Genomic DNA, 24351 nt, shown 5'->3' with positions numbered 1-24351 from the left:
GTTCGAAGTGAGGACGGGCGTTGCAGCGGGAACCGACACCTCAGGCGCTGTTAAGGGAGCTTCGGGCGGAGTTCCTAGATTGTTAGTGAGTTCTGCCGTTGAAGACTTCGACATCAAGCATTGGACATCCCTTTCAATAGCGACCTGGTTGGGCTGAAGTAACAGCTGGCGCAAGTCAACCGCTTGGCCTTGCACGAACTGACGGGCTGACTCACCGTTACCTTCTTCATTGAGGACGCCCTGGATTGCATCGATGACGTCACTAGCACACTGCGCTGCCCTCGTATTCGCGAGTCGCTGATAATCTGCGACGATCGCGCTGATCTTTCCTGCCTTTATTGCGGCCGGGTCCTTTGAGTGCTCAACGTTATCGATTTCGGAGTTGCCTTGAGTAGCTAAATCAAACAACGCGTCCTGGAGTGTTTGAGCACTGTCGTGAGCCCTCCGATAAGCGGCCTTTTTCGCGCCGCTCTTCTTTGCTATTTTTCGGGCTTGTTCTTCGCCGCGAATGTATGCTGAACGCAGATCTTCTGCCGTCAGACCTTCTTGCTGAGATAATTGGCCTTTCCTAGCACCTTCAAGGGCTGTAGCGAAATTAAGGTATCCGGTTTCGATCAATGCGCGATGCTCGAATCCGTTATTCATCGCCGCTATAGCAGAGTCATCTGGCCATACATGGCCGACAAGTAAGTACGACCATTTTCCCGATGGCATACCAGTCACTTGCAAAGCCGTTCTATCGTTGATGTGGCGTCGTCAGACGTCTGCAGCAGAGGTTGCAACTCGGCGTCCGAGTTAGTCAGCCCATCCAGATAGCCGATTACCATTTCTTGGTACGTGTCGGCTAGCTTCTTAACCGCTGCTGCGAGCTCCGAGGGTGTCGCCGGTTCTTCCAACAACTTGGTCAGAAGATATCGACTGCCGGCTTCAAGTACTTGCCGGCCACTTGTGGCGACTACAAGTGAGGCAGTTGCGTCCGTGCCGCCGTTCCGCTCGGAACTAAGTACTAAAGCACGATGGACTTTGCCATATGCGCCGCACACTGATGCCTTGGCGTTTGTGATCTGCTCATTGCTGTAAATGGTCGTTGGAGACACCGGCGAAGAATCTCGCACGTGAATCGGTCGAAACCAGGCCCCGACCGCCACCCCGACGGCTACAAGTGCCAATAACAGCGCGAGCAAGCTGATCCATCGGTGCGGCCGCTGTGGCGGAGGCGTGCTTGACACCGGCCAGGGAGGCACAGAGTGCGGTGAAGGCACATTCGACACGCCGTGAATCGTATCGCTTGAAGATATTCGCGGTAGTCACCTTGGGTGGTGCCCGAACGGGCGGTACGGGCGGTTTCGGCGCAGTAGGCCCATAGGTGTTCTCACTTGGCCCAACTGCTCTGCTTGAAGATGTCGTCAGATTTCGTCAAAGACGCCGAACGCTCGTTTGAATATCCGACTACTACCCATAATGAAATGAAGACCTTCGCGACCTCACCCTCCCGAGTCCCCACCCTCACCCCGCTTCTCCTCCGGCAGAAGAACCCGCCTCGTCGCAACCGGCTTGCCGTCGACGCGCTTCACCACCGCCGGGCTAGGCGGCGGGGTAGTGATCCGTCCCTGCACGGGAGCCCCGTTTTTCACCGTCGGCGCAACGATGCGTTTGGTTTCTGGCTTGACCTCATTGCCTGTCCCGCCAGCGCCGTGCATGGCGCCTGGCGGCATCATCGGCATCGCGCCCATGCCGCCTCGCGGCCCCGCTGGCGGCTGCGGCGTACTCGACGGCGCCACCGCTGCCGCATTGGACGACGCGGGCACCGTCCCAGCCGACGGCGTCGGCGGCGGCCCCAGCAGCGCGGTGGGCGTAGTCGCGCCGATGCCGCCGCCAGCGCCCCCACCAGAACCACCGCCACCGGCACCGAAACCCTCTGCGCCGCCGCCCAATTTAGATTCCGCATCCGTTAGCTCCGCAGGCGTCGCCGCACCGGCCTCCGCGCCGTGCTGCAGCATGCCCATCCCAGCCTGCATCGCCTGCTGACCCGCCTGTGCCAGCTGTTGCGGGATCTGAGTCAGCGGCTGCAGCGCCCCACCAAGCGCCCCGGCGATACCACCGGCGATACCCGCCGCCATCTGCGGCATCTGCTGCAGCATCTGCCCCATCTCACCGGAACCACCGACCCCGGCCAACTGCGCGGCCGCCTCGTCCTCGTTGGCTGGGAACTTGGCCAGCGCATCGCTGACCTTGGCCTCGCGCTCGTCATGCCCGGCCTGCGCATCGGCGTTGTCGGCCGGGTCGCCGCCGTTGGCCGCCGCACCCAGCGCCCGCAGCAGCTGACTGATGCTCGAACCGCCAGTGGCCAGCGCATCCGGAGTGATCGCGGGCGGCGGCGGCATCCCGACCAGCTGCGAAAGCTGATCGAGGATGATCTTCAACTGCTGATCATCGCCGCCACTCAACTACCCGCACCCCCGCGGCGTCGATCGGGCTACCAGCATTGCGCGATGGTATCGCCAATCGGCCGGCAGGGTAATTCAGTCGGGCGGTGTCTAGCTGCGGTCAAGCAGGTCCGAGGAACCCAGCACCCGCTCAATCTGGACCTCGATGACCACCCGCCGCGGATTGGCCCGTGGGGTGCGATAGCGCTGGGCGTACCGCAGCTCAGCGTCGCGGACGGCGTCGATGTCCTTGTTGACGACGGACCGTCCCTCCAGTGACAGCCATCGGGCGCCGTCCACCTGGCTGAGCACGGCAATCCCACCCCGATCGGCGTTGACGGCCTTCTGCGAGCCGCCGGTGGTGATCACCCGAGCGATGTGCGTCTTCGGGTCGAAGGTGAAACCGACGGCCACCACGTGCGGCGAACCGTCAGCGCGCAGCGTGGTCAGCATGGCTAGATGACGTTCGGAGAGAAACGCCAACGCGTCGTCAGTGAGCCGCGTAGTGGTATTCGCCATCAGCTACCACGCTAGCGCAGGTCATAATCGCAGCCGTGGATGACACGGGCGCAGGTCCGGTAGTAATTTTCGGCGGCCGCAGCGAGATCGGCATTGAACTCGCGCGGCGCCTGGCTTCGGGCGCGACAGTGGTGCTGGCCGCCCGCCGAGCCGACGACCTCGCCGCACAGTGCTCGGCCGTCAAAGCGGCCGGCGCCACCGCCGTGCACACCCTGGAGTTCGACGCCGACGACGTCGCTTCACACGGCCCGCTGGTGGCCTCGATCATCGCCGACCACGGCCCCATCGGCATTGCGGTACTGGCCTTCGGCATCTTGGGTAACCAAGCCAGAGCCGAAACAGACGCAGAGCACGCCGTTGCCATCGTGCACACCGACTACGTCGCCCAAGTCAGCTTGCTCACCCATCTGGCCACCGCGATGCGCGCCGCGGGCCGGGGATCGCTGGTGGTGTTCTCCTCGGTAGCGGGCGTGCGGGTGCGGCGCGCCAACTACGTGTACGGATCGGCCAAGGCCGGACTGGACGGCTTCGCCAGCGGACTGGCCGACGCGCTGCACGGCACCGGAGTCCAACTGCTGATCGCGCGACCAGGTTTCGTGATCGGCCGGATGACCGAGGGCATGACACCCGCTCCGTTGTCCAGCACACCCGAACAAGTCGCCGCGGCCACCGCACGCGCGCTGGCGAAGGGCCGCCGCACCGTCTGGATCCCTTGGGCACTGCAGCCCATGTTCTTCGCCATGAGGCTGCTGCCACAGCCGATCTGGCGCCGGATGCCGCGATGATCATCGTTGTCGGCGTCGGAGCCGACGGGCTACCCGGCATTTCCCCACCAGCCGCAGCCGAACTCCGCAGAGCCACAACTATTTTCGGATCCCGCAGGCAACTCGACCTGCTGGACGAATCGATTACCGCCCAACGTCGAACCTGGCCATCGCCACTGCTGCCCGCCCTCACAGATCTCCTGGGTGACACCGCCCACGACATTCATGTCGTAGCCAGCGGCGACCCGCTCCTGCACGGCATCGGCGGGACGCTGATCCGACTGTTCGGCGCCGACAAGGTCACCGTGTTACCGCACGTCTCATCGGTGGCCCTGGCGTGTGCCCGGATGGGCTGGAACGTGCAGGACACCGAAGTGATCAGCCTGGTGACCGCCCTACCGCGCACCGCAGTCCGACGGGGCGGCCAGGCCATCGTCTTATCCGGCGACCGGACCACACCCAAGGCGCTCGCGGTGATGCTCAACGCCCATGGCCGCGGCGATTCGGAGTTCACCGTCTGCGAACAACTCGGCGGCCCCGCCGAACGCTGTCGGCGCGGCACCGCGCATCAGTGGGCCACCGACGCTTACCTCGATATCGATGACCTCAACGTCATCGCCGTCCGCTACCTGCCTGACGAACGCATCTCGTCCCTGCCCGATGATGCATTCGTCCACGACGGGCAGATCACCAAACACGGCATCCGGGCCGTCACCATGGCCGCGCTCGGCCCTCGCCCAGGGCAGCGGCTATGGGATATCGGTGCGGGTTCGGGCAGCATCTCCGTCGAGTGGTGCCGCAGTTGGCGAGGGTGCACCGCGGTGGCGTTCGAACGTGACGAGCAACGTCGTCTCAACATCGGTCTCAACACCGCGGCCTTCGGCGTCAGCATCGAGTCCCGCGGGGCAGCGCCGGAAGCCTTCGACGGCGCGCTGCAGCCGTCCGCGATCTTCATCGGCGGTGGACTGACCCAGCCCGGGCTGCTCGACACCTGCCTTGACCACTTGCCCACCGACGGACGACTGGTCGCCAATGCGGTCACCGCTGAGTCCGAAGCGGTTGTGACGCAAGCATTCTCCCGATACGGCGGTGAACTGCGACGCTTTCAGCACTATCACGGCGAGCCGTTGGGCGGGTTCACCGGCTGGCGTCCGCAGTACCCGGTCACCCAATGGGCGGTGACCAAGCAATGACGGTGTACTTCATCGGCGCGGGCCCTGGCGCCGTCGATTTGATCACCGTCCGGGGCCAGCGGCTGCTCGAACGGTGCCCGGTGTGCTTGTATGCCGGCTCCATCATGCCCGAGGATCTGCTGGCCCATTGCCCACCCGACGCCAAAATCGTTGACACCGGCCCGCTTACACTCGAGCAGATCATCGAACACCTGGCCGACGCCGCCGCCGCCGGCCACGATGTCGCTCGCCTGCACTCGGGTGACCCGTCCCTGTACAGCGCGCTGGCCGAGCAGTGCCGCCGCCTGGACGCGCTGGGTATCGACTACGAAATCGTGCCGGGCGTACCTGCTTTCGCCGCGGCCGCGGCGTGCCTCAAACGCGAACTCACCGTGCCCGGGGTCGCCCAGACGGTCACGCTGACCAGGGTGGCGACCCTATCGACGGCCATGCCTGCCGGTGAGGACCTCACCACGCTTGCCCAGTCCGGAGGCACCCTGGTCCTGCACTTGTCCGCCGCGCAAATCGATACCATCGTCGCGCAACTGCAAGCGGCCGGCTATCACTCCGAAACACCCTGTGCCGTAGTCGCATTCGCTAGCTGGCCGCAGCAGACGGTGCTGCGCGGCGTCTTGTCCGGCATTGCCGAACAGATGCACCAGGCCAATATCACCAAAACCGCCGTCATCATCATCGGTGAGGTGCTGGCGGCCGAGGGCTTCACCGACAGCTACCTGTACTCGCAGGCGCGACGTGACCAGGGCCCACATTGATGCGGGTGCTGCTGCTCGGCGGCACCGCCGAAGGTCGCGCACTGGCAAGTGCTTTACAGCCACGCGTCGAGGTGATCAGCTCGCTGGCCGGACGCGTTCCCGACCCGGCGTTGCCGCCCGGGGCGGTGAGAGTAGGCGGATTCGGTGGTGTCGACGGCCTGCAGAACTGGCTGCGCGAGCACCGCATCGACGCCGTCGTCGACGCCACCCATCCCTTCGCGGCGACCATGACCGCGCACGCCGCCGAAGCCTGCGCCGAGTTGCAGCTGCCGCACCTGGTGCTGGCGCGCCCGGCCTGGGACCCCGGTGCCGCCATCGTGGTGTCTTCGGACACCGATGCGGCTGAACGCGTTGCACACCAAGGCTATTCGCGAGTATTCCTCACCACGGGCCGCTCGGCCGTCGCAGCCTACGCCGCAAGCGACGCGTGGTATCTGATCCGCGTGGTCACCGCGCTCGACACCGCCGCACTCCCGCGCCGCCACCAGGTGCTGCTCTCCCGCGGGCCGTACCACTACGACGACGAACTGCGCCTGCTCGAAAGCCACCGCATCGATGCCCTGATCACCAAGAACAGCGGTGGCGACATGACCCGCGCCAAACTCGACGCGGCCGCAGCGCTCGACATCCCGGTGCTGATGGTGGCGCGGCCGCCGTTGCGCGACGGGGTGACGACGGTCGGCACGGTCGAGGAGGCGCTCGCCTGGGTGACCGCGCTGGGCTAGACGGTATGGAGGCTGACTCGAGGCCGAAGGCCTCGGGCTGCAATCGGACGTGGGTTGCCGGTGTCGGGTGAACACTCGCACGGGTAGAGCCACAGTTGCAGATCAGGAGGCCTCCGGTGAGTTTCAACGGTACGAGTGTCGGGTTGGACGTGCACGCGCTTTCGGTGGTTGCTCATGCCGTCGATGAACAGACGGGTCGAGTCGAACGGGCGCGGTTGTGTCCTGATCACGGTGAGATCTTGGATTGGTTGCACCGGTTGCGAGGCCCGGTGCGAGTGGCCTATGAGGCCGGGCCAACGGGGTTTGGTCTGGCACGAGCTCTAGCGGATGCCCAGATCGACTGCGTGGTCGCCGCGCCATCGAAGCTGATCCGCCCGGCCGGGGATCGGGTCAAGACCGATGCTCGTGATGCTGCGCATCTGACCAGGTTGCTGCGGTTGGATGAGATCACTGCGGTTACGGTGCCCGACGTTGAGGTCGAGGCGGTGCGAGATTTGGTTCGTGCTCGCGAGGACGCCCGTGCGGATCTGATGCGTGTTCGGCACCGGTTGTCGAAGCTGTTGCTGCGCCAAGGCCGGGTCTACTCAGGTGGTCAGGCCTGGACCGGAGTGCACGAAACGTGGCTTAGGCGCCAACGATTCGACGATGTCCACACCGCGGCGGCGTTTGATCATCACTTTGACGCGGTGCTCACCGCTACCGCGGCCAGGAACCGTCTCGACGAGCAGATCGTCATGGTCGCGGCCTCACCGCGCTGGGCCGATCCGGTCAACCGGCTGGGCTGCCTACGCGGGATCTCGGCGTTGACTGGTCTGGCCTTAGCCGTAGAAATCGGGGACTGGACCCGATTCACCGGTGCCTCGATCGGCGCCTACGTCGGTCTGGTGCCCACCGAGTACTCCTCGGGGACTTCACGGGTCCAGGGTTCGATCACCAAGGCTGGCAACGCCCACGTCCGCAGACTGCTGATCGAATCGGCCTGGCACCACCGCGCCGGCTACCGCACCCCCGGTCCGACGATGCGGGCCCGATGGGCCAAGGTCGACCCAGCGCTCAAGGACCGCGGGCACGCCGGAAACCGCCGTTTACATCAGCAGTGGTGCCGGTTCAATGAGCGCAAGAAGCCCCACGTCGTGGCCAACGTCGCGGTCGCTCGTCAACTGGCCGGTTGGTGTTGGTCGCTGGCCACGCTGACATAAGCGCAGCCGCCCGAAGCTTGATCGGAGTCAGCCGGTCGGCGGTGAGGTAGGCGAACTGGACCTGCGTTACAGCTATGAGCAACAACAGCATTCGACCAATGCTGATGTGACGCCCGCCCCTAGAAAGCAGCCACCGTTCGCGCCGAACCATCGTCTTGCGGTACCCAACCCGCGTATATCAGTCTGACACCACCGTCGTTGACCAACGACCGCCGCGACGCCCGACTGACCCCGATCAAACGAAAGCCGCCCCGGCCCATACCGGGGCGGCTTTCACCTGCCTATTGACAAACAGTGCCTACATATCAGCTGTAGTGCTCAGGCAGGTTGGTCAACCGTGTGATGGGTGGGGTCTTGCCGATCGCGGAGTGTTGCCGGTGGTGATTGTAGGTGTGTAGCCACGCCGGTAGAGCTGAGCGGCGGGTGCGTTCGTTGGGGTAGTGACGGGCGAAGGCCCATTCGGCGGTCATGGTGCGGTGAAAGCGCTCGATTTTGCCGTTGGTCTGAGGCCGGTAGGGGCGGGTCCGTTTAGGCACGATGTGCAGCTCAGCACAGGCGTGGCGCCAGGCATGGGAGCGGTAGCACGAGCCATTGTCGGAGAGCACACGTTGCACCGTCACTCCGCGCACGGCGAACCAGCCCACAGCGCGGCGCAACACCGCGATCGCGGTGGCCGCAGTTTCGTCGTCGTGGATTTCGGCGTAGGCCACCCGCGAGTGGTCATCGATTACGGTGTGCACGAAGCCATGCCCCATCAATTCGTTGCGGTAACGACTGCGTTTGGTGTCGGGCATCGAACGTCGGTTCTGCCATCCTTGCGCTCGTCCCACAAATCGCCAGCCGCCGCCGTCGGGGATGTTGCCCAATTTCTTCACATCGACGTGGAGGAGCGCACCGGGGCGATCGTGTTCATAGCGACGAATGACCTCTCCAGTGCGAAGATCGATGTACGACAGGCGATTCAGTCGGCACCGCACCAGAACGGCGTGCACTGTGGAGGCCGGCATCGACAACCGCGACGCGATCGCCAGCGGTGAGAGGCGATGTCGCCACCGCAGCTCCACGATGCGGCGCACGACCGGCGGCGGTGTGCGGTTAGGGCTGTGATGGGGTCGGCTAGAGCGATCGGTCATCCCGGCCTCGCCCATCGCCGCATACCGCACCGCCCAACGTTTAGCGGTCGGCCACGACACATGGAAATGTTCAGCGGCCCGCACGATCGGCCATCCCTCATCAACGACACGACGAGCCAGCATCAACCGACCCCGAGGCGTCAAAACAGCGTTAGCGTGGACCACGAAGGTCTCCTGTTCGTTGTGGGTGCAGTGGTAGCAGCTCCACTCCACGACAGGAGACCTTCACCCATCAACGACCGCTACAGCGTGTCGTCACATCTCAACCAACGACCCTGGGCACTACAGCTGATATGTAGGCACTGTTTGTCAATAGGCAGGTGAAAGCCGCCCCGGTATGGGCCGGGGCGGCTTTCGTTTGATCGGGGTCAGTCGGGCGTCGCGGCGGTCGTTGGTCAACGACGGTGGTGTCAGACTGATATACGCGGGTTGGGTACCGCAAGACGATGGTTCGGCGCGAACGGTGGCTGCTTTCTAGGGGCGGGCGTCACATCAGCATTGGTCGAATGCTGTTGTTGCTCATAGCTGTAACGCAGGTCCAGTTCGCCTACCTCACCGCCGACCGGCTGACTCCGATCAAGCTTCGGGCGGCTGCGCTTATGTCAGCGTGGCCAGCGACCAACACCAACCGGCCAGTTGACGAGCGACCGCGACGTTGGCCACGACGTGGGGCTTCTTGCGCTCATTGAACCGGCACCACTGCTGATGTAAACGGCGGTTTCCGGCGTGCCCGCGGTCCTTGAGCGCTGGGTCGACCTTGGCCCATCGGGCCCGCATCGTCGGACCGGGGGTGCGGTAGCCGGCGCGGTGGTGCCAGGCCGATTCGATCAGCAGTCTGCGGACGTGGGCGTTGCCAGCCTTGGTGATCGAACCCTGGACCCGTGAAGTCCCCGAGGAGTACTCGGTGGGCACCAGACCGACGTAGGCGCCGATCGAGGCACCGGTGAATCGGGTCCAGTCCCCGATTTCTACGGCTAAGGCCAGACCAGTCAACGCCGAGATCCCGCGTAGGCAGCCCAGCCGGTTGACCGGATCGGCCCAGCGCGGTGAGGCCGCGACCATGACGATCTGCTCGTCGAGACGGTTCCTGGCCGCGGTAGCGGTGAGCACCGCGTCAAAGTGATGATCAAACGCCGCCGCGGTGTGGACATCGTCGAATCGTTGGCGCCTAAGCCACGTTTCGTGCACTCCGGTCCAGGCCTGACCACCTGAGTAGACCCGGCCTTGGCGCAGCAACAGCTTCGACAACCGGTGCCGAACACGCATCAGATCCGCACGGGCGTCCTCGCGAGCACGAACCAAATCTCGCACCGCCTCGACCTCAACGTCGGGCACCGTAACCGCAGTGATCTCATCCAACCGCAGCAACCTGGTCAGATGCGCAGCATCACGAGCATCGGTCTTGACCCGATCCCCGGCCGGGCGGATCAGCTTCGATGGCGCGGCGACCACGCAGTCGATCTGGGCATCCGCTAGAGCTCGTGCCAGACCAAACCCCGTTGGCCCGGCCTCATAGGCCACTCGCACCGGGCCTCGCAACCGGTGCAACCAATCCAAGATCTCACCGTGATCAGGACACAACCGCGCCCGTTCGACTCGACCCGTCTGTTCATCGACGGCATGAGCAACCACCGAAAGCGCGTGCACGTCCAACCCGACACTCGTACCGTTGAAACTCACCGGAGGCCTCCTGATCTGCAACTGTGGCTCTACCCGTGCGAGTGTTCACCCGACACCGGCAACCCACGTCCGATTGCAGCCCGAGGCCTTCGGCCTCGAGTCAGCCTCCATACCGTCTAGCCGGTCAGGTCGTCGCGGTCGGCGTCGGCCAGCAAGGCGTCGCGGGCGCGGGCGACGCGGGACCGAATGGTGCCCACCGGGCATCCGCACACCGCGGCCGCATCGGCGTAGGAGAGTCCGAGCAGCTGGGTGAGTAACAACGCTTCGCGCTGGTCGGCGGTGAGTTGCGCGATCATGGTGGTCACTTCGACAAGGTCTTCAAACCCACGTGAGTGCCGATCTCCGCCGAGCAACTGTTCGGGGTCGGCGCCATGCGCGGTCAGCGGCCGCGACTGGGCGTGGCGGAAGTGGTCGGCGACGACACAGCGGGCAATGGACAACAACCAGGTTCGGGCGGTGGAGCGGCCGGCGAACCGCGGTATGGCGCCGATCGCCCGCAGGAACGTCTCCTGAGTCAGGTCGTCGGCGCTGCCGGCGTCCGACAGGTACGTGACAAAGCGCCACACGTCTTGCTGAGTGGCCTTGATGAACGCCTCGAGCGCCTGAGCGTTCCCCTCTGCCGCCGCCAGGGCCAGCGCGGTAACGGCCTCGTCGTCGCTTGACGCGGTCATGGGCATCCACCTTAAACGGGCGGCCGCACCGGGGGTACGACGGGCCGTCGTAGAACGGTTGATGGGCCATAGATGCCCGCGGCGCCGCTCCGGCAAACTAGCCGCCGGCTCGCCGGGCGCGTCCGCTTCGGATTGCTCGGAACGCGACCGGCCCCGGCCGCGGTCTCGCGCTACCAGCAAAGCGAATACCATCCCGGCCAGCACCGGCACATGACTGGCGATGCGGGCGGCCGTCACCTCGCCGTTCCACGCGTCGTACGCCACATAAGCCACCAGCGCGAGCGAGTAGGCGCCGGCGATGGCGGCTACACCCGCCGCAGCGCCGGTCCAGATGCCGGCGGCAATCATGGCCAGCCCCAACGCCAACAGCCATGCGGTGGACTCGTGCAGCAAATGCGCGCCGGTCATCATTTCACCGTGCATGCCATGCATATGGTGCGGCATGATGCCGAAGTCGATGCCACTGATTTGGGCGGCGGCGATGGCGACCTGGAAGACGCCTACGGCGATCAGGCACCACCGCCAGCAACTGTTGCCCAGCCGGCGCACCCAGCGGCGATACGGCGTCGCCGGAACGCTGGCCGAAGCCATGATCTTGTCGACCAGGTCGGGGCCGCGGCCCGCGTCCACGGTGGCCAACCGCCGAGTTTGCGCGGCCGCACTGATCAGCCAACTGCGGCATCGTCGACAGGACTCGAGGTGGGCGTCGACCTGCTGCGCCAGCAGCTGTGGACGCTCGCCGTCCAGCCGCGCCGACAGCTCCTCACGCGCAACCTCACACCGCATCCCTGCATCGTCGCGCACCGCGGGGCTGCATGCAAAGACCACCTACGCGATGCACACGCCGTTCACAGAACCCATGGAACTAACTGCCGCCCGCACGCGACCACTGAGGTATGACGGTCTGGTTCGCCTTGCCGCCCGAGGTCCATTCAGCGCTGCTGAGCAGTGGGCCGGGGCCCGAGTCGCTCTTGGCGGCCGTCGAGGCATGGTCGGCGCTGAGCACGGAATTCGCCGACGCGGCAGACGAGCTGATGGCCGTACTCGGCGCCGTCCAGGCGGGCGCGTGGGCCGGTCCGACCGCTGAGCAGTACGTCGCGGCCCACGGCCCCTATCTCGGTTGGTTGCTCGACAGTGCCGCCAAGAGCACTGCGGCGGCGGCTCTGCATCAAACGGCCGCCGCCGCGTATACCGCCGCGCTGGCCAGCATGCCCACGCTGGCCGAGCTCGCCGCCAACCACGCGATTCATGCGGTGTTGGTGGCGACGAACTTCTTCGGAATCAACACCATCCCGATCGCGCTGAACGAAGCCGATTACGTGCGCATGTGGGTGCAAGCCGCCGAGACGATGACCGGCTATCAGGCGGCCACCGAGTCGGCCGTGGCGGCCGTGCCCGCGACTCAACCCGCACCGCCGATAGCCAAATCAGCGGATGCGTCGCCTACCCAACAGTTGAGCAACCTCTCCACGTCGTGGCAGGACCAGCTCACCGCGTGGCTGAAGAGTTACACGTCGAACTTCGCCTGGCCGGTGTCGAAGGACCTGAACCCCGGCGGTTGGCCCATCCCTGCGGTGCCGTTCGTCAACGGGATCACGTCCGCCCTTTCGAATATTCCTGGCCTGTCACCGGCGCTTGCCACCGCGATCGGCTGGGCCATCTTCCACACGCTGATGATTTTCTGGCCCTTCGGCCAACAGGCGATCGCGTTGGCTCAATTGGCAATAGTGCCGGCGATCGCGGTCCTGTCGGCCGCGGGAGGCACGGCCGTGGTAGCAGGTGCGGCGACGACGGTCGGCATCGCGGTTCCGCTGTCGGTCGCGACGCCGTTGGCAACGGCCGCCGCTGCACCGGCCGGCGCGTTGCCGGTCCCCGGCACGGCCGGGGTCGTTCCCACCGTCAGCCACGCCCCGATGGCCCACGGTCCCACGGCGACCACCGTGGCGAATCCCGTTGGTGGGGGACCGGCCGGGGGTGGCCCGGGCGTCGGCTTCGGTCCGACGGCCACCGACTCGACGGGTTTGACGGCGGGCATCGGTGACTCCCTGTACGCCGTGGGCCTGTCCGGGTTGTCGGCCAAGGGCAACGCCAGCAGCAAAGCGCGGGACAAGGCTCCCGAGCCGAACCCCGACGACGTCGACGCCCCAGCGGCTGCGGCTGCGGCAGCCGCCGGTCGGGCCCGGCGCCGCCGGCGCATGGGCGGTGATGCCAAAGTGCATGGCAACCGCTACGAATACCTGGATCCCGAACCCATCACGGCATCCGATGCCGGAGCGGGCCCGGTCGGATTCGCCGGGGCCGCGCCCACCTTCGGTGCGCAATCCGAGCAGGCGGCCGGGCTGATCACGTTGTCCGCCAACGAATTCGACGACGCGCCGGGCGTGCCGATGCTGCCCAGCAGCTGGGGCGACGGCGGTCAGCCCGGGTAACGCCTGGGCGTGAACACCCGATCCCCGTAATCGGTGGTGTGCCATTGGGTTTGGGACGAACCGATGAGCAATAGGCAGCGCATGTCGACTTCTGCGGGATCCAGATCGGCCAATCGCACCACTCGGACTTCTTCGTCGGGTCCCGACACGTTACGTCCGATGACCACCGGCGTGCCCGGCTCGCGGTGCTCGAGCAGCAGGTCGCGCATCGCACCCACTTGCCAGGTCCGCGACTTGGACGCCGGGTTGTAGATGGCCAGCACCAAGTCGGCGGCCGCGGCGGCGGTGAGCCGTGCGGCGATCACCTCCCAGGGCTTGAGCCGGTCGGAAAGTGAGATGACGGCGTAGTCGTGCCCAAGGGGTGCGCCCACTCGGCTGGCGACGGCTTGGGCGGCGGTCATTGCCGGGATGACCCGAACCTGTACGCCGGGCCACTGTTTGGCTTCTTCGAGCACCGCCGTCGCCATGGCGAATACCCCCGGGTCACCCGAGGACACCACGGCCACCGCGTGCCCTTGCTCGGCCAAGGTGCAGGCCAGTCGGGCGCGGGCAGGTTCGTCGGTGTTGTCGCTGGCGTGACGGCGCTGCCCATCGCGCGCCGGAACTCGATCAAGATAAGTGCTGTACCCGATAAGGTCTGTGGCACAGGCTAATTCGCGGCGGCTCTGGGGTGTCATCCAGTCCAGATCGCCGGGGCCGAGTCCCACTACCGCGACGCTGCCGGCGGGCTGTCCGCGCCGCCGCCCACCCGGCAGCATCGCCAGGGAGAAGTACGGCACGCTGCTGTCGTCGACGTCGGCGGCGGGCAACACGCGCTGTCCCGGCGTGCTCGCCCGCTCCACGTAGTATGCATGGTCGAGTTGTCCCGATGCCGAAAGTGCTTCGCGGACATTGTGATACGACCGGCCTAGCTTGAGGATGACGGCGGCGTCAGCGTCGGCGAGTCGGCGGGTCAGCTCGGCCACCGGCAACGTGCCCGGCAGGACCGACAGCACCTCGTCACCGGCCACCAGCGGAGTCGCGATGGCCGCGGAGGCGGCGCTGACCGACGTCACGCCCGGCACGATGACGGCGTTGAAGCGCTCGGTGAGTCGGGTGTGCAGGTGCATATACGAGCTGTAGAACAGCGGGTCGCCTTCGGCGAGCAGCGCCACATTGCGTCCGGCATCCAGGTGCCGCGCAATGCGCTGGGTGGCCTCCACGTAGAAGTCTGCGAGCGCGCCGGCGTAGCCGCCGGGATGATCGGTGGTCTCTGTGGTCACCGGATAGACCAGATGTTCTTCGATTTGACCGGGCCGCAAGTACCGTTCGGCGATTCCGCGCGCGATGCTGCGTCCGTGGCGGGCGCTGTGATAGGCCACCACGTCGGCATCACCGATCACCCGCGCTGCCTTCACGGTCACCAATTCCGGATCACCGGGTCCTAACCCGACACCCCACAGCGTGCCCCGCTCGGTCATTCCCGCTCGTTCGCGATCGCGTTGACGGCCGCGGCGGCCATGGCACTGCCGCCGCGGCGGCCTTGCACCACCAGATACGACATGCCGCGGGGTCGCTCGATGAGCTCCTGCTTGGATTGCGCCGACCCCACGAACCCGACCGGCCCGCCCAGCACCGCGGCCGGCGGATCGACTCCCTCGTCGATCAGTTCCAGAAGCCGGAACAACGCGGTCGGCGCATTGCCGATGGCCACGACCGCGCCGGGCAGCCGGTTGGCCCACAGGTCCACACCGGCAGCAGAGCGGGTGGTGTGCGTGCGGGCGGCTCGCTCGGCCGCGCGGGGATCGGCGACCAGCGACACGACTTCGTTGTCAGCGGGCAGCCGCGCCGCGGTGATTCCGGCGGCCACCATCGACGAATCACAGAGCACGGGCGCACCGGCGCGCAGGGCGGCGTGGGCGCGGGCCACGACGTCGTCGGTATAGGCAACGTGGTCGGCGACGTCGACCTGTCCGCACGTGTGAATCAGCCGCACCACCACGCGCGCGACGTCGGCGGGGAACCGGGCCAGGTCGGCTTCGGCGCGGATGGCCGCAAACGACTGGCGATAGATCTCCGCCGCGTCGCGGATGTAGTCGAGCACTCGCTCACCCTAGATGCTTGAGCAACCGGTAACCGTCGCCGGTGGCGACCAGCACCTCACCAACAAGTGGGCTGCCGCAAGCGCGTTCGCAGCCGACGAAGTGTCGGTGCACTTCCGCGTCGTCGTCGAGCATGCGCGTCGCGTCCGCCCGCACATCGGCGGCCGAGTGGGCACAGCCGGGGCTGCCGGTGCAGGCGCTGACGGTCAACCACGGGGAGTTCTCGTCGAACACCAAGCCCAGCGGCGCCAGCACCCGTAACGCGACGTCGGCCACGGCTTCGTCGAGATCACACACCAGCACCGATCGCCACGGGGTGATGACCATCGGGGCCTCGATGGCGGCCAAGAATTCCGCTACGCGTGCCGGCAACACGCCCAGCGGCACCGCAGCACCCAGTGTCACCCGGCCGTCATCTTGTGACAGCCAGCCGACCGGTCCCTTGGTCACCGGCGGGAACGCGGTACCCAGCCGCACACCTGGCAGTAGGTCGTTGACATTGTCCAATTCCGCTACCCGCCAGGCCGTTCCGCGGATATCGCTGAATCGACGCGCCAGTTCGACCAACGTGGTGACGGGATCCTCGACCCGCATTCCGGTGTCGCGCCCGCCGATCAACAAGCCGATCCCGTCACCGAACACGTGGATACCGATATCGGCGGCCAGACCGGATACATCGCCACGGCCGTCGTCGAGACTGAACCAGAACCGTCCGCCCAACCCGGCCAGGGCGGGCTCGGCGCAGACAGCCGCGTCTAGGTCGCTCACCCACGGGCGGATGTCGGTCCTGCCGCCGACTCGGCCCGACAGCGGTGACGCGACGATGTTGCGGACCCGCTCGTGGCTGACGGACGGCAGCAGTCCGGCGCCGGCAATCGCTTCGGCGGCCGCCGCCACGTCAGTGATCCCGCGCACCTGGATGTTGCCGCGGGCGGTCAGCTCCAGCGTCCCGGCGCCCAGTTCCGTCGACACTTTGGCCAGCGTGGCCAACTGGGCGGCCGTGATCATGCCGCCGGGAACCCGAACCCGCACCAGCGCGCCGTCGGCCGCCTGGTGAACTTGCAGCGCGCCCGGGCAGGCGTCGGTGTGCCGCACTCTGACCATCCATCCACGGTACGGGCAGACTGATGGACATGGAGACGGTGGAATATGCCCCGGGGCGCAGCGCAGATGTCTTCGGTGACCCCACAAATCCTCCGGTGCTGCTGTGGCATGGCATGCAGACCGATGCCCGCGCGGCCGTGCGGCCCCTGGCCGAGTTGATCGCTGGTCACGGCGCCGCGGTGGTGGCGCCGGACTGGAATTCGCACAGCGACGACGGCGGCCGCAGCGACCTGTTGGGATCGCTCGACTTCGTGCGGAACCACGCCCGTGGCGGCCACGGCATTGTGCTGGTTGGCTGGTCGATGGGCGGTGCGGCCGCGGCCGGACTGACCTTCGATGCGGCCCGCCACGACGTCACCCTGGCGCATACCGTCTGCCTGGCCGGAGCGTTCATGGCGCCCGACCCCATCTCGGGGCGCGCGCTGACCCACGGGCTCTCTGGTAACCAGGCCGGGTCGCCATTCACCTTGCTGCATGGTCGGGCAGACGACGTCGTGCCGGTGTCGGCTAGCCGGGACTTCGCCGCGTACCTCGAGCGGGTCGGCTGGCCGGTGGACTTGGTCGAGTTGGACGCCGACCACGGATCCATCGCTGGGGCGGATTACGACACGGTCGCCGATCGGTACGAGCCGGGGCGAAGCGACGAGGCGCGCAGGGCGGCAAAGGACGTCGCCGTGCGCATAGCGGCAATTCTGCCCTCCTAAACAACCAGGTTCGGGCGTAACGTGCAGGCCAACGGAAGGACCGGTGGTCGGTATGGCAAACAAGCGTCCGGTACAGGTTGCGATCATCGGCGCCGGGATGTCCGGCATCTGCATGGCGGCCAAGTTGCAGGACGCCGGCATGGATTCGTTCACCATTTTCGAGAAGGCAGAAGACGTCGGCGGCACGTGGCGCGACAACACCTATCCGGGTCTGACCTGTGACGTCCCGTCGCGCTATTACTCGTACTCGTTTCGGCCCAACCCCGAATGGTCGCGCTTTCTGCCGCCCGGCCCCGAGATCCAGGCCTACTTCCAGCAGGTCGCCCGCGAGCGCGGATTGCACCGGCACATCCGGTTCGGCACCAACGTGACCGCGGCCCGATACGAGAACGGGACATGGCGGCTGACAACGCCCGAGGGCGAGGAAACGTTCGACGTGCTCGTCACCGCGACCGGAGTGCTGCGGATACCCCGCTATCCCGACATTGCGGGACGAGAAACGTTCGCCGGACCGGCCTTTCATTCCGCGCGCTGGGACCATTCCGTGGAGTTGCCCGACAAGCGCATCGGGCTCATCGGCACCGGCTCAACCGGTGTGCAGATTGTGGCCGAACTCGGCGGTAAAGTGCGGGGGCTCAAGGTCTTCCAACGCACCGCGCAGTGGGTCTACCCGATGCCCAACCCGCGGTACTCCCGGCTGACCCGAGCGGCGCAAGCCCGATGGCCCGCGTTGAGCAGGCTCGCCTACCTGTTCTGGGGCTGGTTCTTCAGATCGATATTCGGCCGGGCGCCGATCCGTGCGGGCTGGCAACGACGGCTGGTCCAGGCCGAATGCCGGTGGAACTTGCGGCTATCGGTGCGCGACCCGCAGTTGCGGGCCAAGCTGACGCCAAAGGACCAGCCGATGTGCAAGCGGCAGGTGTTGGCCGGGCACTTCTACCGAGCGGTGCGACAACCCGGCGTCGAGGTGATCACCGATCGGATCGACCATATCGAGCCTCGCGGCGTTGTCACCGCGGACGGCGCCCTGCACGAACTCGATGTCCTGGTGTATGCCACCGGCTTCGATGCCCGGGCATATGTGCGGCCGCTGGAGATCGTCGGCGACGGCGGGGTCACCTTGGACGAGGTGTGGGCCGACGGCCCCATGGCGTACCGGTCTGTCGCGGTGCCCGGATTTCCCAACTTGTTCATGATGATGGGCCCGCACTCACCGATCGGTAACCAGTCCCTGATACCGATCGCCGAAGACCAAGCCGATTACGTGATGTGGTGGATCGAGCGGCTGCGCGAAGGTGCGGTGCGCGCGGCCGCTCCCAGCGAGGCGGCGACCAAGGACTACAACGAGAGCATGAAAGCCGCCATGCCCGACACCATCTGGGTGACCGGCTGCAGCAGCTGGTACCTCGGTAAAGACGGGCTGCCCGAGCTGTTTCCGTGGACACCGGAAACCCATCGCGAACTTCTGCGCCGACCCGAGGTGGCAGACTTCGACGTGCGCACCGCCTAGCCCGGGTTGCCGTCAGGCAGAACAAAACCCTTACCCGAACCACTGAGGTCGCCATAGCGTCGATCCGGTGAGCATTGCCACGGCGCTTCCCCCTGCGCCGACCAAATCCAGGGCGCGGCGCAGACTGGAATATCTGCGCGTCGCTTCGCCTTTGGTGCTGCTCGCCGTGTGGCAGCTGGGCAGCGCGACGGGACTCATCCCGCAAGACGTCCTGCCCGCACCGTCGCTGATCGTCGAAGCCGGCCTTGAGCTGGTGCGGAACGGTCAGCTTGCCGATGCGCTGCAGGTCAGCGGCGCCCGGGTGGTCGAGGGACTGGTGCTGGGCGGGGTTATCGGCATCGTCCTCGGGTCAGCGGTCGGTCTTTCCCACTGGTTCGAAGCCGCCGCGGACCCGCCGATGCAAATGATCCGAGCACTTCCGCATCTGGGCCTGATCCCGTTGTTCATCGTGTGGTTTGGGATCGGCGAGCTGCCCAAGGTGTTGCTGGTCGCGCTCGGAGTGGTCTTTCCCTTGTACCTGAACACCTTCTCGGCGATCCGTCAGGTCGATCCGAAGCTGCTGGAAACCGCGCAAGTGCTGGGCTTTTCGTTCCGGCAGCGGTTCGGTCGCATCATGGTGCCCAGCGCGGCGCCGCAAGTTCTGGTCGGGTTCCGGCAGTCGTTGGCGATCGCGTGGCTGACGCTGATCGTCGCCGAGCAGATCAACGCGGACAAGGGAATCGGTTACCTGATCAACAATGCCCGTGACTTCTTGCGCATCGACATCATCATCTTCGGCCTGACCGTGTACGCACTGCTGGGCATCAGCACCGATGCGGTGGTCAGGCTCATCGAGCGCCGCGCGCTGCGGTACCGACAATGAAAGGGCCTCGGTGACAGTCACTGTAGAAGCAACCGCGGTGAAGGCGGCGCGGTCTGGGATCGCCGGAGAGCTGCGCCACGTCGACATGTGGTATGGCAGCAATCACGTGTTAGTCGATGTCTCGCTGCAGATCCGAGTCGGTGAAATCGTCGCTCTGGTGGGTCGCAGCGGGTCGGGCAAGTCGACGGTATTGCGGGTACTAGCGGGGCTTTCCCGCGATCACACGGGTGAGCGTGTCGTGGCCGGTGCGCCCGCGCTGGCCTTTCAAGAACCGCGGCTGCTGCCCTGGCGGGACGTGCGGACCAATGTCGGCTACGGCCTGACCCGTAGCCGGTTACCGAGGGATGAGGTTCGGCAACGCGCCGATCGCGCGCTGGCCGATGTCGGGCTGGCCGACCGGGCCGACGCATGGCCGCTGACCTTGTCGGGTGGTCAGGCGCAACGGGTTTCGCTGGCTAGGGCGCTGGTCGCCGAGCCCGAGCTACTCCTGCTCGACGAACCGTTCGGGGCGCTGGACGCGTTGACCAGGCTCACCATGCACACGTTGTTGCTGGACCTGTGGCGTCGACATGGATTTGGTGTGCTGCTGATCACTCACGACGTCGACGAGGCGGTCGCGCTGGCCGACCGTGTGCTCGTCCTCGAGGACGGTCGTGTCGCCCACGCCGTGACCATCGACGAACCTCGACGGGCACCCGGTGACCCCGGCGCGCACACCGAGCAGCACCGCGCGGAGTTGCTCGACCATTTGGGGGTGCGGTTCTAACGATGCGGCGCGGAGTCGTGGCGGCGATTGCTGTCGTCTTACTGCTGCTGACCGGATGCGTCTCGCGCGCCGGCAGTACCGGCCCGCAGGCGGCTCCGGCGCCCGTGCCGTTGTCCGACTTGGCCGGTCTGACGCTGCAGGTGGGGGACCAGAAAGGCGGCACCGAGTCACTGCTGCGCGCGGCCGGCCAACTGGACAGCCTGCCGTATCGAATTGCGTTCTCCACCTTCACGTCTGGGCCGCCACAGGTCGAGGCGCTGACCGCGGGCAAGATCGACTTCGCGATCATGGGCAACACGCCGCCGATCTTCGGTGCCGCCAGCAATGCCAAGATCAAGGTGGTTGCCGCCTATGGCGGCGGAGGAGCCGGTAATCGGATTCTGGTGCATGCCGACTCGCCAATAACGTCCGTGGCCGATTTGCGAGGCAAAGCGGTGGCGGTCGGCAAGGGCAGTTCGTCGCACGCCAATCTGCTGGCCCAGCTGGACAAGTCGGGACTCAAGCCGTCCGACGTGAAGTTGGTCTTCTTGCAGCCCGCCGACGCACTGTCGGCCTTCAACCAGCATCAGGCGGACGCGTGGGCCATCTGGGATCCCTATACCGCCCAAGCCGAACAACAGATTGCGGTGCGCAGCATCGCCGAAGCGACGGGCGTCACCAACGGCGACTGGCTCGGCGTCGCGGCCGACCCGGCGCTCGCCGACCCGAAACGCAACACCGCGCTGTCTGACCTGTTGGTGCGCTACGAGAAGGCTGTCCAGTGGGCTAGAGCCCATCCTCAAGAATGGGCCCAAAGTTACTCGGCTGCCGTCGGATTGGACCCGCAAGTCGCGGCGGTGGCAGCGAACCGGAGTCTGCGGTTACCGACCGAACTCAGCGACGACCTGGTCGCCTCGGAACAGAAGCTGGCCGACCTGTTCGCAGCGTCGGGACAGATCCAGTCGTCACCGCGCTTCACCAATTGGGTCGATCGACGGTTCAACGAAGTGCTACGGCCCAACCTCATCAGTTAGGAAGTCATGTCGGCGAAGTTCTTCTGGTTTCTTCCCACCACCGGTGACAGCCGATCCATTGTGGGCGGCTCGCATGCGTCGTCGCACCATGCGGTGCCGGCCAGTCACCGCAAGCCCAGCCGTCGGTACTTGGCCGAGGTGGCGCGGGCCGCCGACCGGCTGGGTTTCGAGGGTGTGCTGACACCGACCGGAACATGGTGCGAGGACGCCTGGTTGACCGCCGCCGCACTGGTTCCCGAGACCGAGCGGTTGAAGTTCCTGGTCGCGTTCCGGCCCGGCCTGGTGCCGCCGACGTTGGCGGCTCAGCAGGCCGCGACACTGCAACGGTTCTCCGAGGGGCGGGTGCTGCTGAACGTGGTCAGCGGCAGCGATGACCGGGAGCAGCGCCGCTTCGGCGACTGGCTGGACCACGACGAGCGCTATTCCCGCACCGGGGAGTTCCTGCACATCGTCAATTCTGTATGGCGCCAAGAGTCGGTCGACTTCACCGGCAAGCATTACCGGGTCGAGGACGCGCGGGTATCCGAGCCGCCAGATCCTTTGCCGCAGATCTATTTCGGCGGCTCCTCGCCACCAGCGCTGGAGATCGCCGCCGAGTACACCGACGTGTATCTGACCTGGGGCGAACCACCGCAGTTGGCGGCGGACAAGATCGCCAAGGTGCAGCAGTTGGCCCAGGCGCGGGGCCGCACGGTGCGGTTCGGAATCCGGCTGCACACCATCAGCCGCGCCACATCGGAGGCGGCCTGGGCAGTGGCCGATGAACTTCTCAGCGAGCTCACACCCGAGCAGATCGCGAGCGCCACGGCTTTGCATTCCCGTTCGGAATCGGAAGGTCAGCGCCGGATGACCGCCCTGCATGGCGGCCGCCTGGACCAACTCGAGATCTACCCCAACTTGTGGGCCGGTGTCGGTCTGGTACGCGGCGGCGCGGGCACCGCTTTAGTGGGAAGCCATGAGGAAGTCGCCAACCTGATCGTCGAATACCACTCACTCGGCTTCGACGAGTTCATCCTGTCGGGTTACCCGCATCTGGAAGAGGCGTACTGGTTCGCTGAGGGCGTGCTGCCGCTGTTACGGCACAAGGGCGTTGCGGCCTAGCGGCATTGAGGACACGTTCGGCGTCGATGCGGTGCAGCCGATCCTGTTCGCGGGTGCGGCGGCGAGTCGGCATCTGAAGTCCGCGACCCGGTGTGACGGGTTGCCTTGCGGCACTGCGCAGCTGGCCGGTGGGCACGCACAAGCTCGGGAACAGTAAGCGACTGCCTGGCCGAGTGGTGTACGTGTGGCCGGTAGGGGAGGTCCACACAACGGTGCCGTCGGGGTATTGCTCGTCGCGCCAAGCCGTCCAAAAGGTCTTGAGCAGATGATGGCACTAGCGGCGCGAAGTACATTTCACGCATACAAACGCGGCGCCGCCCACCTCACTATCAGGAGTCATCATCCCTGGTCGCGGCAATCACCCGACGCAGCACGTCAAGCATGGGTTCCTTCTCGACGGGCAGAGCAATTTGCTCGCCTTCAAACACGTCGCCGTAGCTATGGGCGGTGGCCGTGTATGTGACTGCTATCTCGTCGGCCTCGAGACCGGGGTCCACAACAACCACTATGTCGTCTCCGTACTCGTCACTTCGCCACTCTGGATGCGGCCTTAGCTGCGGCAACGTGACCGTCACTTCGAGGTCCCCGTCGTCGTTGTGCCGCCATTCGATTGGGTAGTCCGACGGCGGGGCCAGCCGGGGCATAGCCGGCAGTGCGGTATAGAACAGCGGGTCCACCGGACGCTGCCAACTCGGGTCCGGAACCTTGTCGAATTCGAAAGCCTTCGAGATCCTCGAAGTTGACACCCCGTGCCCCGTGGAAGGTCAGGATGACCTGTACATCGTTGAGGAAACTTCTTGCCTCGTTCTTGATCCGAAACCGCAGGCCCGGCCACGCGACACCAGCGAGGTAGTCCCGGCACGCGGGCCAGCGCGCTTCTAGGCCTGCCCGGTATGCGGCTACCCTTTCCGTGATCTGCGCCTCGTCCAGCGGCTGTGGCGGCGTCGGCGGATTGATCCCCAGCGTCTTGTACAGCAGTTCCTCCCGTTTGGCGTCGTCCATCAGAGAGTCACGGCCTTGAACCTGACCAAGGTTGTAATACGGACGTTGACCGAGCATGTCGGTCATCCGTGGGATGGGGGTACCAGCTAGATCCCACGGCCTCTTTGGCCCGAGTTCCCGCAGCCTTTCCTGCTGCGCCTCCTCCGCCGCCTCGCGCGCCGCGGCCGCGGCCGCGCGCTCTCGTCTTTCGCGTTCGGCGCGTTCCTTCGCTTCGCGTTCGGCGCGAACGCGCGCATGCCCCTTATCGGACCGTTTTCGAATCCGCTGCTCATACATCTTCACGAAGGTTTCGAGTACAACCCTGTCATCAGTGAATGCATGAGCAGGCCCAAGTATGGACGCCTTGATTAGCATCGGCGGGGGGCCGGCGACGATATCGAGAAACTCCTCGCGGGTCCGGGCGTACTGAGGTTCGTTGAGGATTTGGGTGACCTTCAACAGATGGAACAGGTGGACCTTGAGGTCAGGGTCCAATTGCTCCCATTGCTCGCGCTCCGCCAGGGTGATCTCCTGATTGGTGACGAACGCGATGCCCACCCCGCCCTTGGCTTTCGCGCCCTTCATGTCTTGCAACAGCTTCTTCTTGATCGTGGCCGGCGTCTTCTGACCTAACGGGAAATAGGCCGCCATCACCCACGTCTCGCCATCCCGCTCACACATGGCGTCCCCACCACCGTCAGGGCCTCCGTGTGTATGTGCCGGGTCAATACGGGTGTA

23 protein-coding genes and 1 pseudogene are annotated in these 24351 nt (G+C 65.9%); 12 read left to right on the top strand and 12 right to left on the bottom strand.

All coding sequences use genetic code 11. From position 1 onward, the window contains the following. Positions 1-719 precede the first annotated feature (719 nt). The 3 genes from I2456_RS15095 to I2456_RS15085 all read right to left on the bottom strand — a co-directional run bounded on the left by I2456_RS15095 (position 720) and on the right by I2456_RS15085 (position 2945). Positions 720-1097: a hypothetical protein gene (locus I2456_RS15095; RefSeq protein WP_131813470.1), complete on the bottom strand. Its 378-nt coding sequence runs from the start codon at positions 1095-1097 to the stop codon at positions 720-722. Positions 1098-1484: 387 nt separating this feature from the next. Further along, positions 1485-2447, bottom strand: a complete 963-nt coding sequence (locus I2456_RS15090) for a hypothetical protein (RefSeq protein ID WP_241007718.1) — start codon at positions 2445-2447, stop codon at positions 1485-1487. Positions 2448-2537: 90 nt separating this feature from the next. Further along, positions 2538-2945: a F420-dependent biliverdin reductase gene (locus tag I2456_RS15085; protein WP_068033388.1), complete on the bottom strand. Its 408-nt coding sequence runs from the start codon at positions 2943-2945 to the stop codon at positions 2538-2540. A gap of 35 nt (positions 2946-2980) precedes the next feature. On the opposite strand from I2456_RS15085, the gene I2456_RS15080 reads away from it, so the two are divergent. The 5 genes from I2456_RS15080 (at position 2981) to I2456_RS15060 (ending at position 7578) form a co-directional block, all read left to right on the top strand. Then, on the top strand, positions 2981-3730 hold the full coding sequence (locus I2456_RS15080) for a decaprenylphospho-beta-D-erythro-pentofuranosid-2-ulose 2-reductase (protein WP_085072896.1): 750 nt from the start codon (positions 2981-2983) through the stop codon (positions 3728-3730). Beyond that, positions 3727-4902, top strand: coding sequence for a precorrin-6y C5,15-methyltransferase (decarboxylating) subunit CbiE (gene cbiE, locus I2456_RS15075; protein WP_085072897.1), 1176 nt, complete (start codon positions 3727-3729; stop codon positions 4900-4902). Before I2456_RS15080 ends, cbiE begins: the two co-directional genes overlap by 4 nt. Continuing rightward, a complete protein-coding gene (cobM, locus tag I2456_RS15070) occupies positions 4899-5654 on the top strand; it encodes a precorrin-4 C(11)-methyltransferase (RefSeq protein WP_085072898.1) in 756 nt (251 codons plus the stop codon). Before cbiE ends, cobM begins: the two co-directional genes overlap by 4 nt. After that, positions 5654-6379 (top strand): cobalt-precorrin-6A reductase, encoded by a 726-nt coding sequence (locus I2456_RS15065; RefSeq protein WP_085072899.1) that lies wholly within the window; start codon positions 5654-5656, stop codon positions 6377-6379. The genes cobM and I2456_RS15065 overlap by 1 nt, the downstream gene beginning before the upstream one ends. Before the next feature lie 116 nt (positions 6380-6495). Continuing rightward, complete coding sequence (locus I2456_RS15060; protein ID WP_170291478.1) at positions 6496-7578, top strand: IS110 family RNA-guided transposase; 1083 nt, start codon at positions 6496-6498, stop codon at positions 7576-7578. A gap of 305 nt (positions 7579-7883) precedes the next feature. Here I2456_RS15060 and I2456_RS15055 read toward each other — a convergent pair whose 3' ends face one another. From I2456_RS15055 to I2456_RS28510, 4 genes and pseudogenes are all read right to left on the bottom strand, one after another. Next, positions 7884-8876, bottom strand: a complete 993-nt coding sequence (locus I2456_RS15055) for an IS481 family transposase (RefSeq protein WP_186246634.1) — start codon at positions 8874-8876, stop codon at positions 7884-7886. 432 nt (positions 8877-9308) lie between these two features. Further along, entirely contained in the window at positions 9309-10391 is a 1083-nt protein-coding gene (locus I2456_RS15050; RefSeq protein WP_170291478.1) for an IS110 family RNA-guided transposase, read from the bottom strand. Positions 10392-10507: 116 nt separating this feature from the next. Continuing rightward, positions 10508-11062 carry an RNA polymerase sigma factor SigC gene (sigC, locus tag I2456_RS28515; RefSeq protein ID WP_241007995.1) on the bottom strand — a complete coding sequence of 185 codons (555 nt, stop codon included), beginning with the start codon at positions 11060-11062 and terminating at the stop codon, positions 10508-10510. A 207-nt stretch (positions 11063-11269) separates the two neighbouring features. Continuing rightward, positions 11270-11848: pseudogene (locus tag I2456_RS28510) on the bottom strand (DUF2275 domain-containing protein); the annotation flags it as partial. A gap of 110 nt (positions 11849-11958) precedes the next feature. On the opposite strand from I2456_RS28510, the gene I2456_RS15040 reads away from it, so the two are divergent. Next, the gene (locus I2456_RS15040) at positions 11959-13491 is read left to right on the top strand and encodes a PPE family protein (protein WP_085074038.1); all 1533 of its coding nucleotides are present in this window, start codon (positions 11959-11961) and stop codon (positions 13489-13491) included. Here the strand turns inward: I2456_RS15040 and I2456_RS15035 are convergent. The 3 genes from I2456_RS15035 to cobG are packed head-to-tail and all read right to left on the bottom strand — an operon-like array spanning position 13479 to position 16676. Continuing rightward, complete coding sequence (locus tag I2456_RS15035; protein WP_085074039.1) at positions 13479-14951, bottom strand: precorrin-2 C(20)-methyltransferase; 1473 nt, start codon at positions 14949-14951, stop codon at positions 13479-13481. The two genes, I2456_RS15040 and I2456_RS15035, sit on opposite strands and share 13 nt — an antisense overlap. After that, positions 14948-15574, bottom strand: coding sequence for a precorrin-8X methylmutase (locus I2456_RS15030; protein WP_085074040.1), 627 nt, complete (start codon positions 15572-15574; stop codon positions 14948-14950). Before I2456_RS15030 ends, I2456_RS15035 begins: the two co-directional genes overlap by 4 nt. Positions 15575-15578: 4 nt before the next feature. Beyond that, the gene (gene cobG, locus I2456_RS15025) at positions 15579-16676 is read right to left on the bottom strand and encodes a precorrin-3B synthase (protein WP_085074041.1); all 1098 of its coding nucleotides are present in this window, start codon (positions 16674-16676) and stop codon (positions 15579-15581) included. Positions 16677-16705: 29 nt separating this feature from the next. Here cobG and I2456_RS15020 point away from each other — a divergent pair, with 29 nt between their 5' ends. The 6 genes from I2456_RS15020 (at position 16706) to I2456_RS14995 (ending at position 22632) form a co-directional block, all read left to right on the top strand. Continuing rightward, positions 16706-17380: an alpha/beta hydrolase gene (locus I2456_RS15020; protein WP_085074043.1), complete on the top strand. Its 675-nt coding sequence runs from the start codon at positions 16706-16708 to the stop codon at positions 17378-17380. Positions 17381-17432: 52 nt separating this feature from the next. Next, a complete protein-coding gene (locus I2456_RS15015) occupies positions 17433-18890 on the top strand; it encodes a flavin-containing monooxygenase (protein ID WP_085074042.1) in 1458 nt (485 codons plus the stop codon). A gap of 67 nt (positions 18891-18957) precedes the next feature. Further along, the gene (locus tag I2456_RS15010; protein ID WP_174814200.1) at positions 18958-19752 is read left to right on the top strand and encodes an ABC transporter permease; all 795 of its coding nucleotides are present in this window, start codon (positions 18958-18960) and stop codon (positions 19750-19752) included. Between the two features lie 10 nt (positions 19753-19762). After that, a complete protein-coding gene (locus I2456_RS15005) occupies positions 19763-20518 on the top strand; it encodes an ABC transporter ATP-binding protein (protein WP_068032973.1) in 756 nt (251 codons plus the stop codon). Positions 20519-20520: 2 nt separating this feature from the next. Continuing rightward, on the top strand, positions 20521-21531 hold the full coding sequence (locus I2456_RS15000) for an ABC transporter substrate-binding protein (RefSeq protein ID WP_068165511.1): 1011 nt from the start codon (positions 20521-20523) through the stop codon (positions 21529-21531). Positions 21532-21537: 6 nt separating this feature from the next. Continuing rightward, positions 21538-22632 carry an LLM class flavin-dependent oxidoreductase gene (locus I2456_RS14995; RefSeq protein ID WP_068032977.1) on the top strand — a complete coding sequence of 365 codons (1095 nt, stop codon included), beginning with the start codon at positions 21538-21540 and terminating at the stop codon, positions 22630-22632. A gap of 329 nt (positions 22633-22961) precedes the next feature. Here the strand turns inward: I2456_RS14995 and I2456_RS14990 are convergent, their stop codons facing one another. Further along, on the bottom strand, positions 22962-23138 hold the full coding sequence (locus I2456_RS14990) for a hypothetical protein (protein ID WP_163703845.1): 177 nt from the start codon (positions 23136-23138) through the stop codon (positions 22962-22964). A gap of 19 nt (positions 23139-23157) precedes the next feature. Next, a complete protein-coding gene (locus I2456_RS14985) occupies positions 23158-24294 on the bottom strand; it encodes a hypothetical protein (protein WP_139823051.1) in 1137 nt (378 codons plus the stop codon). Between the last annotated feature and the right edge of the window lie 57 nt (positions 24295-24351).

It is taken from the genome of Mycobacterium kubicae (genome assembly GCF_015689175.1).
GTDB classification, from domain to species: domain Bacteria; phylum Actinomycetota; class Actinomycetes; order Mycobacteriales; family Mycobacteriaceae; genus Mycobacterium; species Mycobacterium kubicae.
This window is presented reverse-complemented; position numbering and strand designations above follow the sequence as displayed.

Bases quoted from the DNA above. Each gene is read 5' to 3' on its own strand.
- I2456_RS15085 (WP_068033388.1), bottom strand. From the start codon at position 2,945: ATGGCGAATACCACTACGCGGCTCACTGACGACGCGTTGGCGTTTCTC.
- cbiE (WP_085072897.1), top strand. From the start codon at position 3,727: ATGATCATCGTTGTCGGCGTCGGAGCCGACGGGCTACCCGGCATTTCC.
- cobM (WP_085072898.1), top strand. From the start codon at position 4,899: ATGACGGTGTACTTCATCGGCGCGGGCCCTGGCGCCGTCGATTTGATC.
- I2456_RS15065 (WP_085072899.1), top strand. From the start codon at position 5,654: ATGCGGGTGCTGCTGCTCGGCGGCACCGCCGAAGGTCGCGCACTGGCA.
- sigC (WP_241007995.1), bottom strand. From the start codon at position 11,062: ATGACCGCGTCAAGCGACGACGAGGCCGTTACCGCGCTGGCCCTGGCG.
- I2456_RS15040 (WP_085074038.1), top strand. From the start codon at position 11,959: ATGACGGTCTGGTTCGCCTTGCCGCCCGAGGTCCATTCAGCGCTGCTG.
- I2456_RS15035 (WP_085074039.1), bottom strand. From the start codon at position 14,951: ATGACCGAGCGGGGCACGCTGTGGGGTGTCGGGTTAGGACCCGGTGAT.
- cobG (WP_085074041.1), bottom strand. From the start codon at position 16,676: ATGGTCAGAGTGCGGCACACCGACGCCTGCCCGGGCGCGCTGCAAGTT.
- I2456_RS15020 (WP_085074043.1), top strand. From the start codon at position 16,706: ATGGAGACGGTGGAATATGCCCCGGGGCGCAGCGCAGATGTCTTCGGT.
- I2456_RS15015 (WP_085074042.1), top strand. From the start codon at position 17,433: ATGGCAAACAAGCGTCCGGTACAGGTTGCGATCATCGGCGCCGGGATG.
- I2456_RS15000 (WP_068165511.1), top strand. From the start codon at position 20,521: ATGCGGCGCGGAGTCGTGGCGGCGATTGCTGTCGTCTTACTGCTGCTG.
- I2456_RS14995 (WP_068032977.1), top strand. From the start codon at position 21,538: ATGTCGGCGAAGTTCTTCTGGTTTCTTCCCACCACCGGTGACAGCCGA.
- I2456_RS14985 (WP_139823051.1), bottom strand. From the start codon at position 24,294: ATGTGTGAGCGGGATGGCGAGACGTGGGTGATGGCGGCCTATTTCCCG.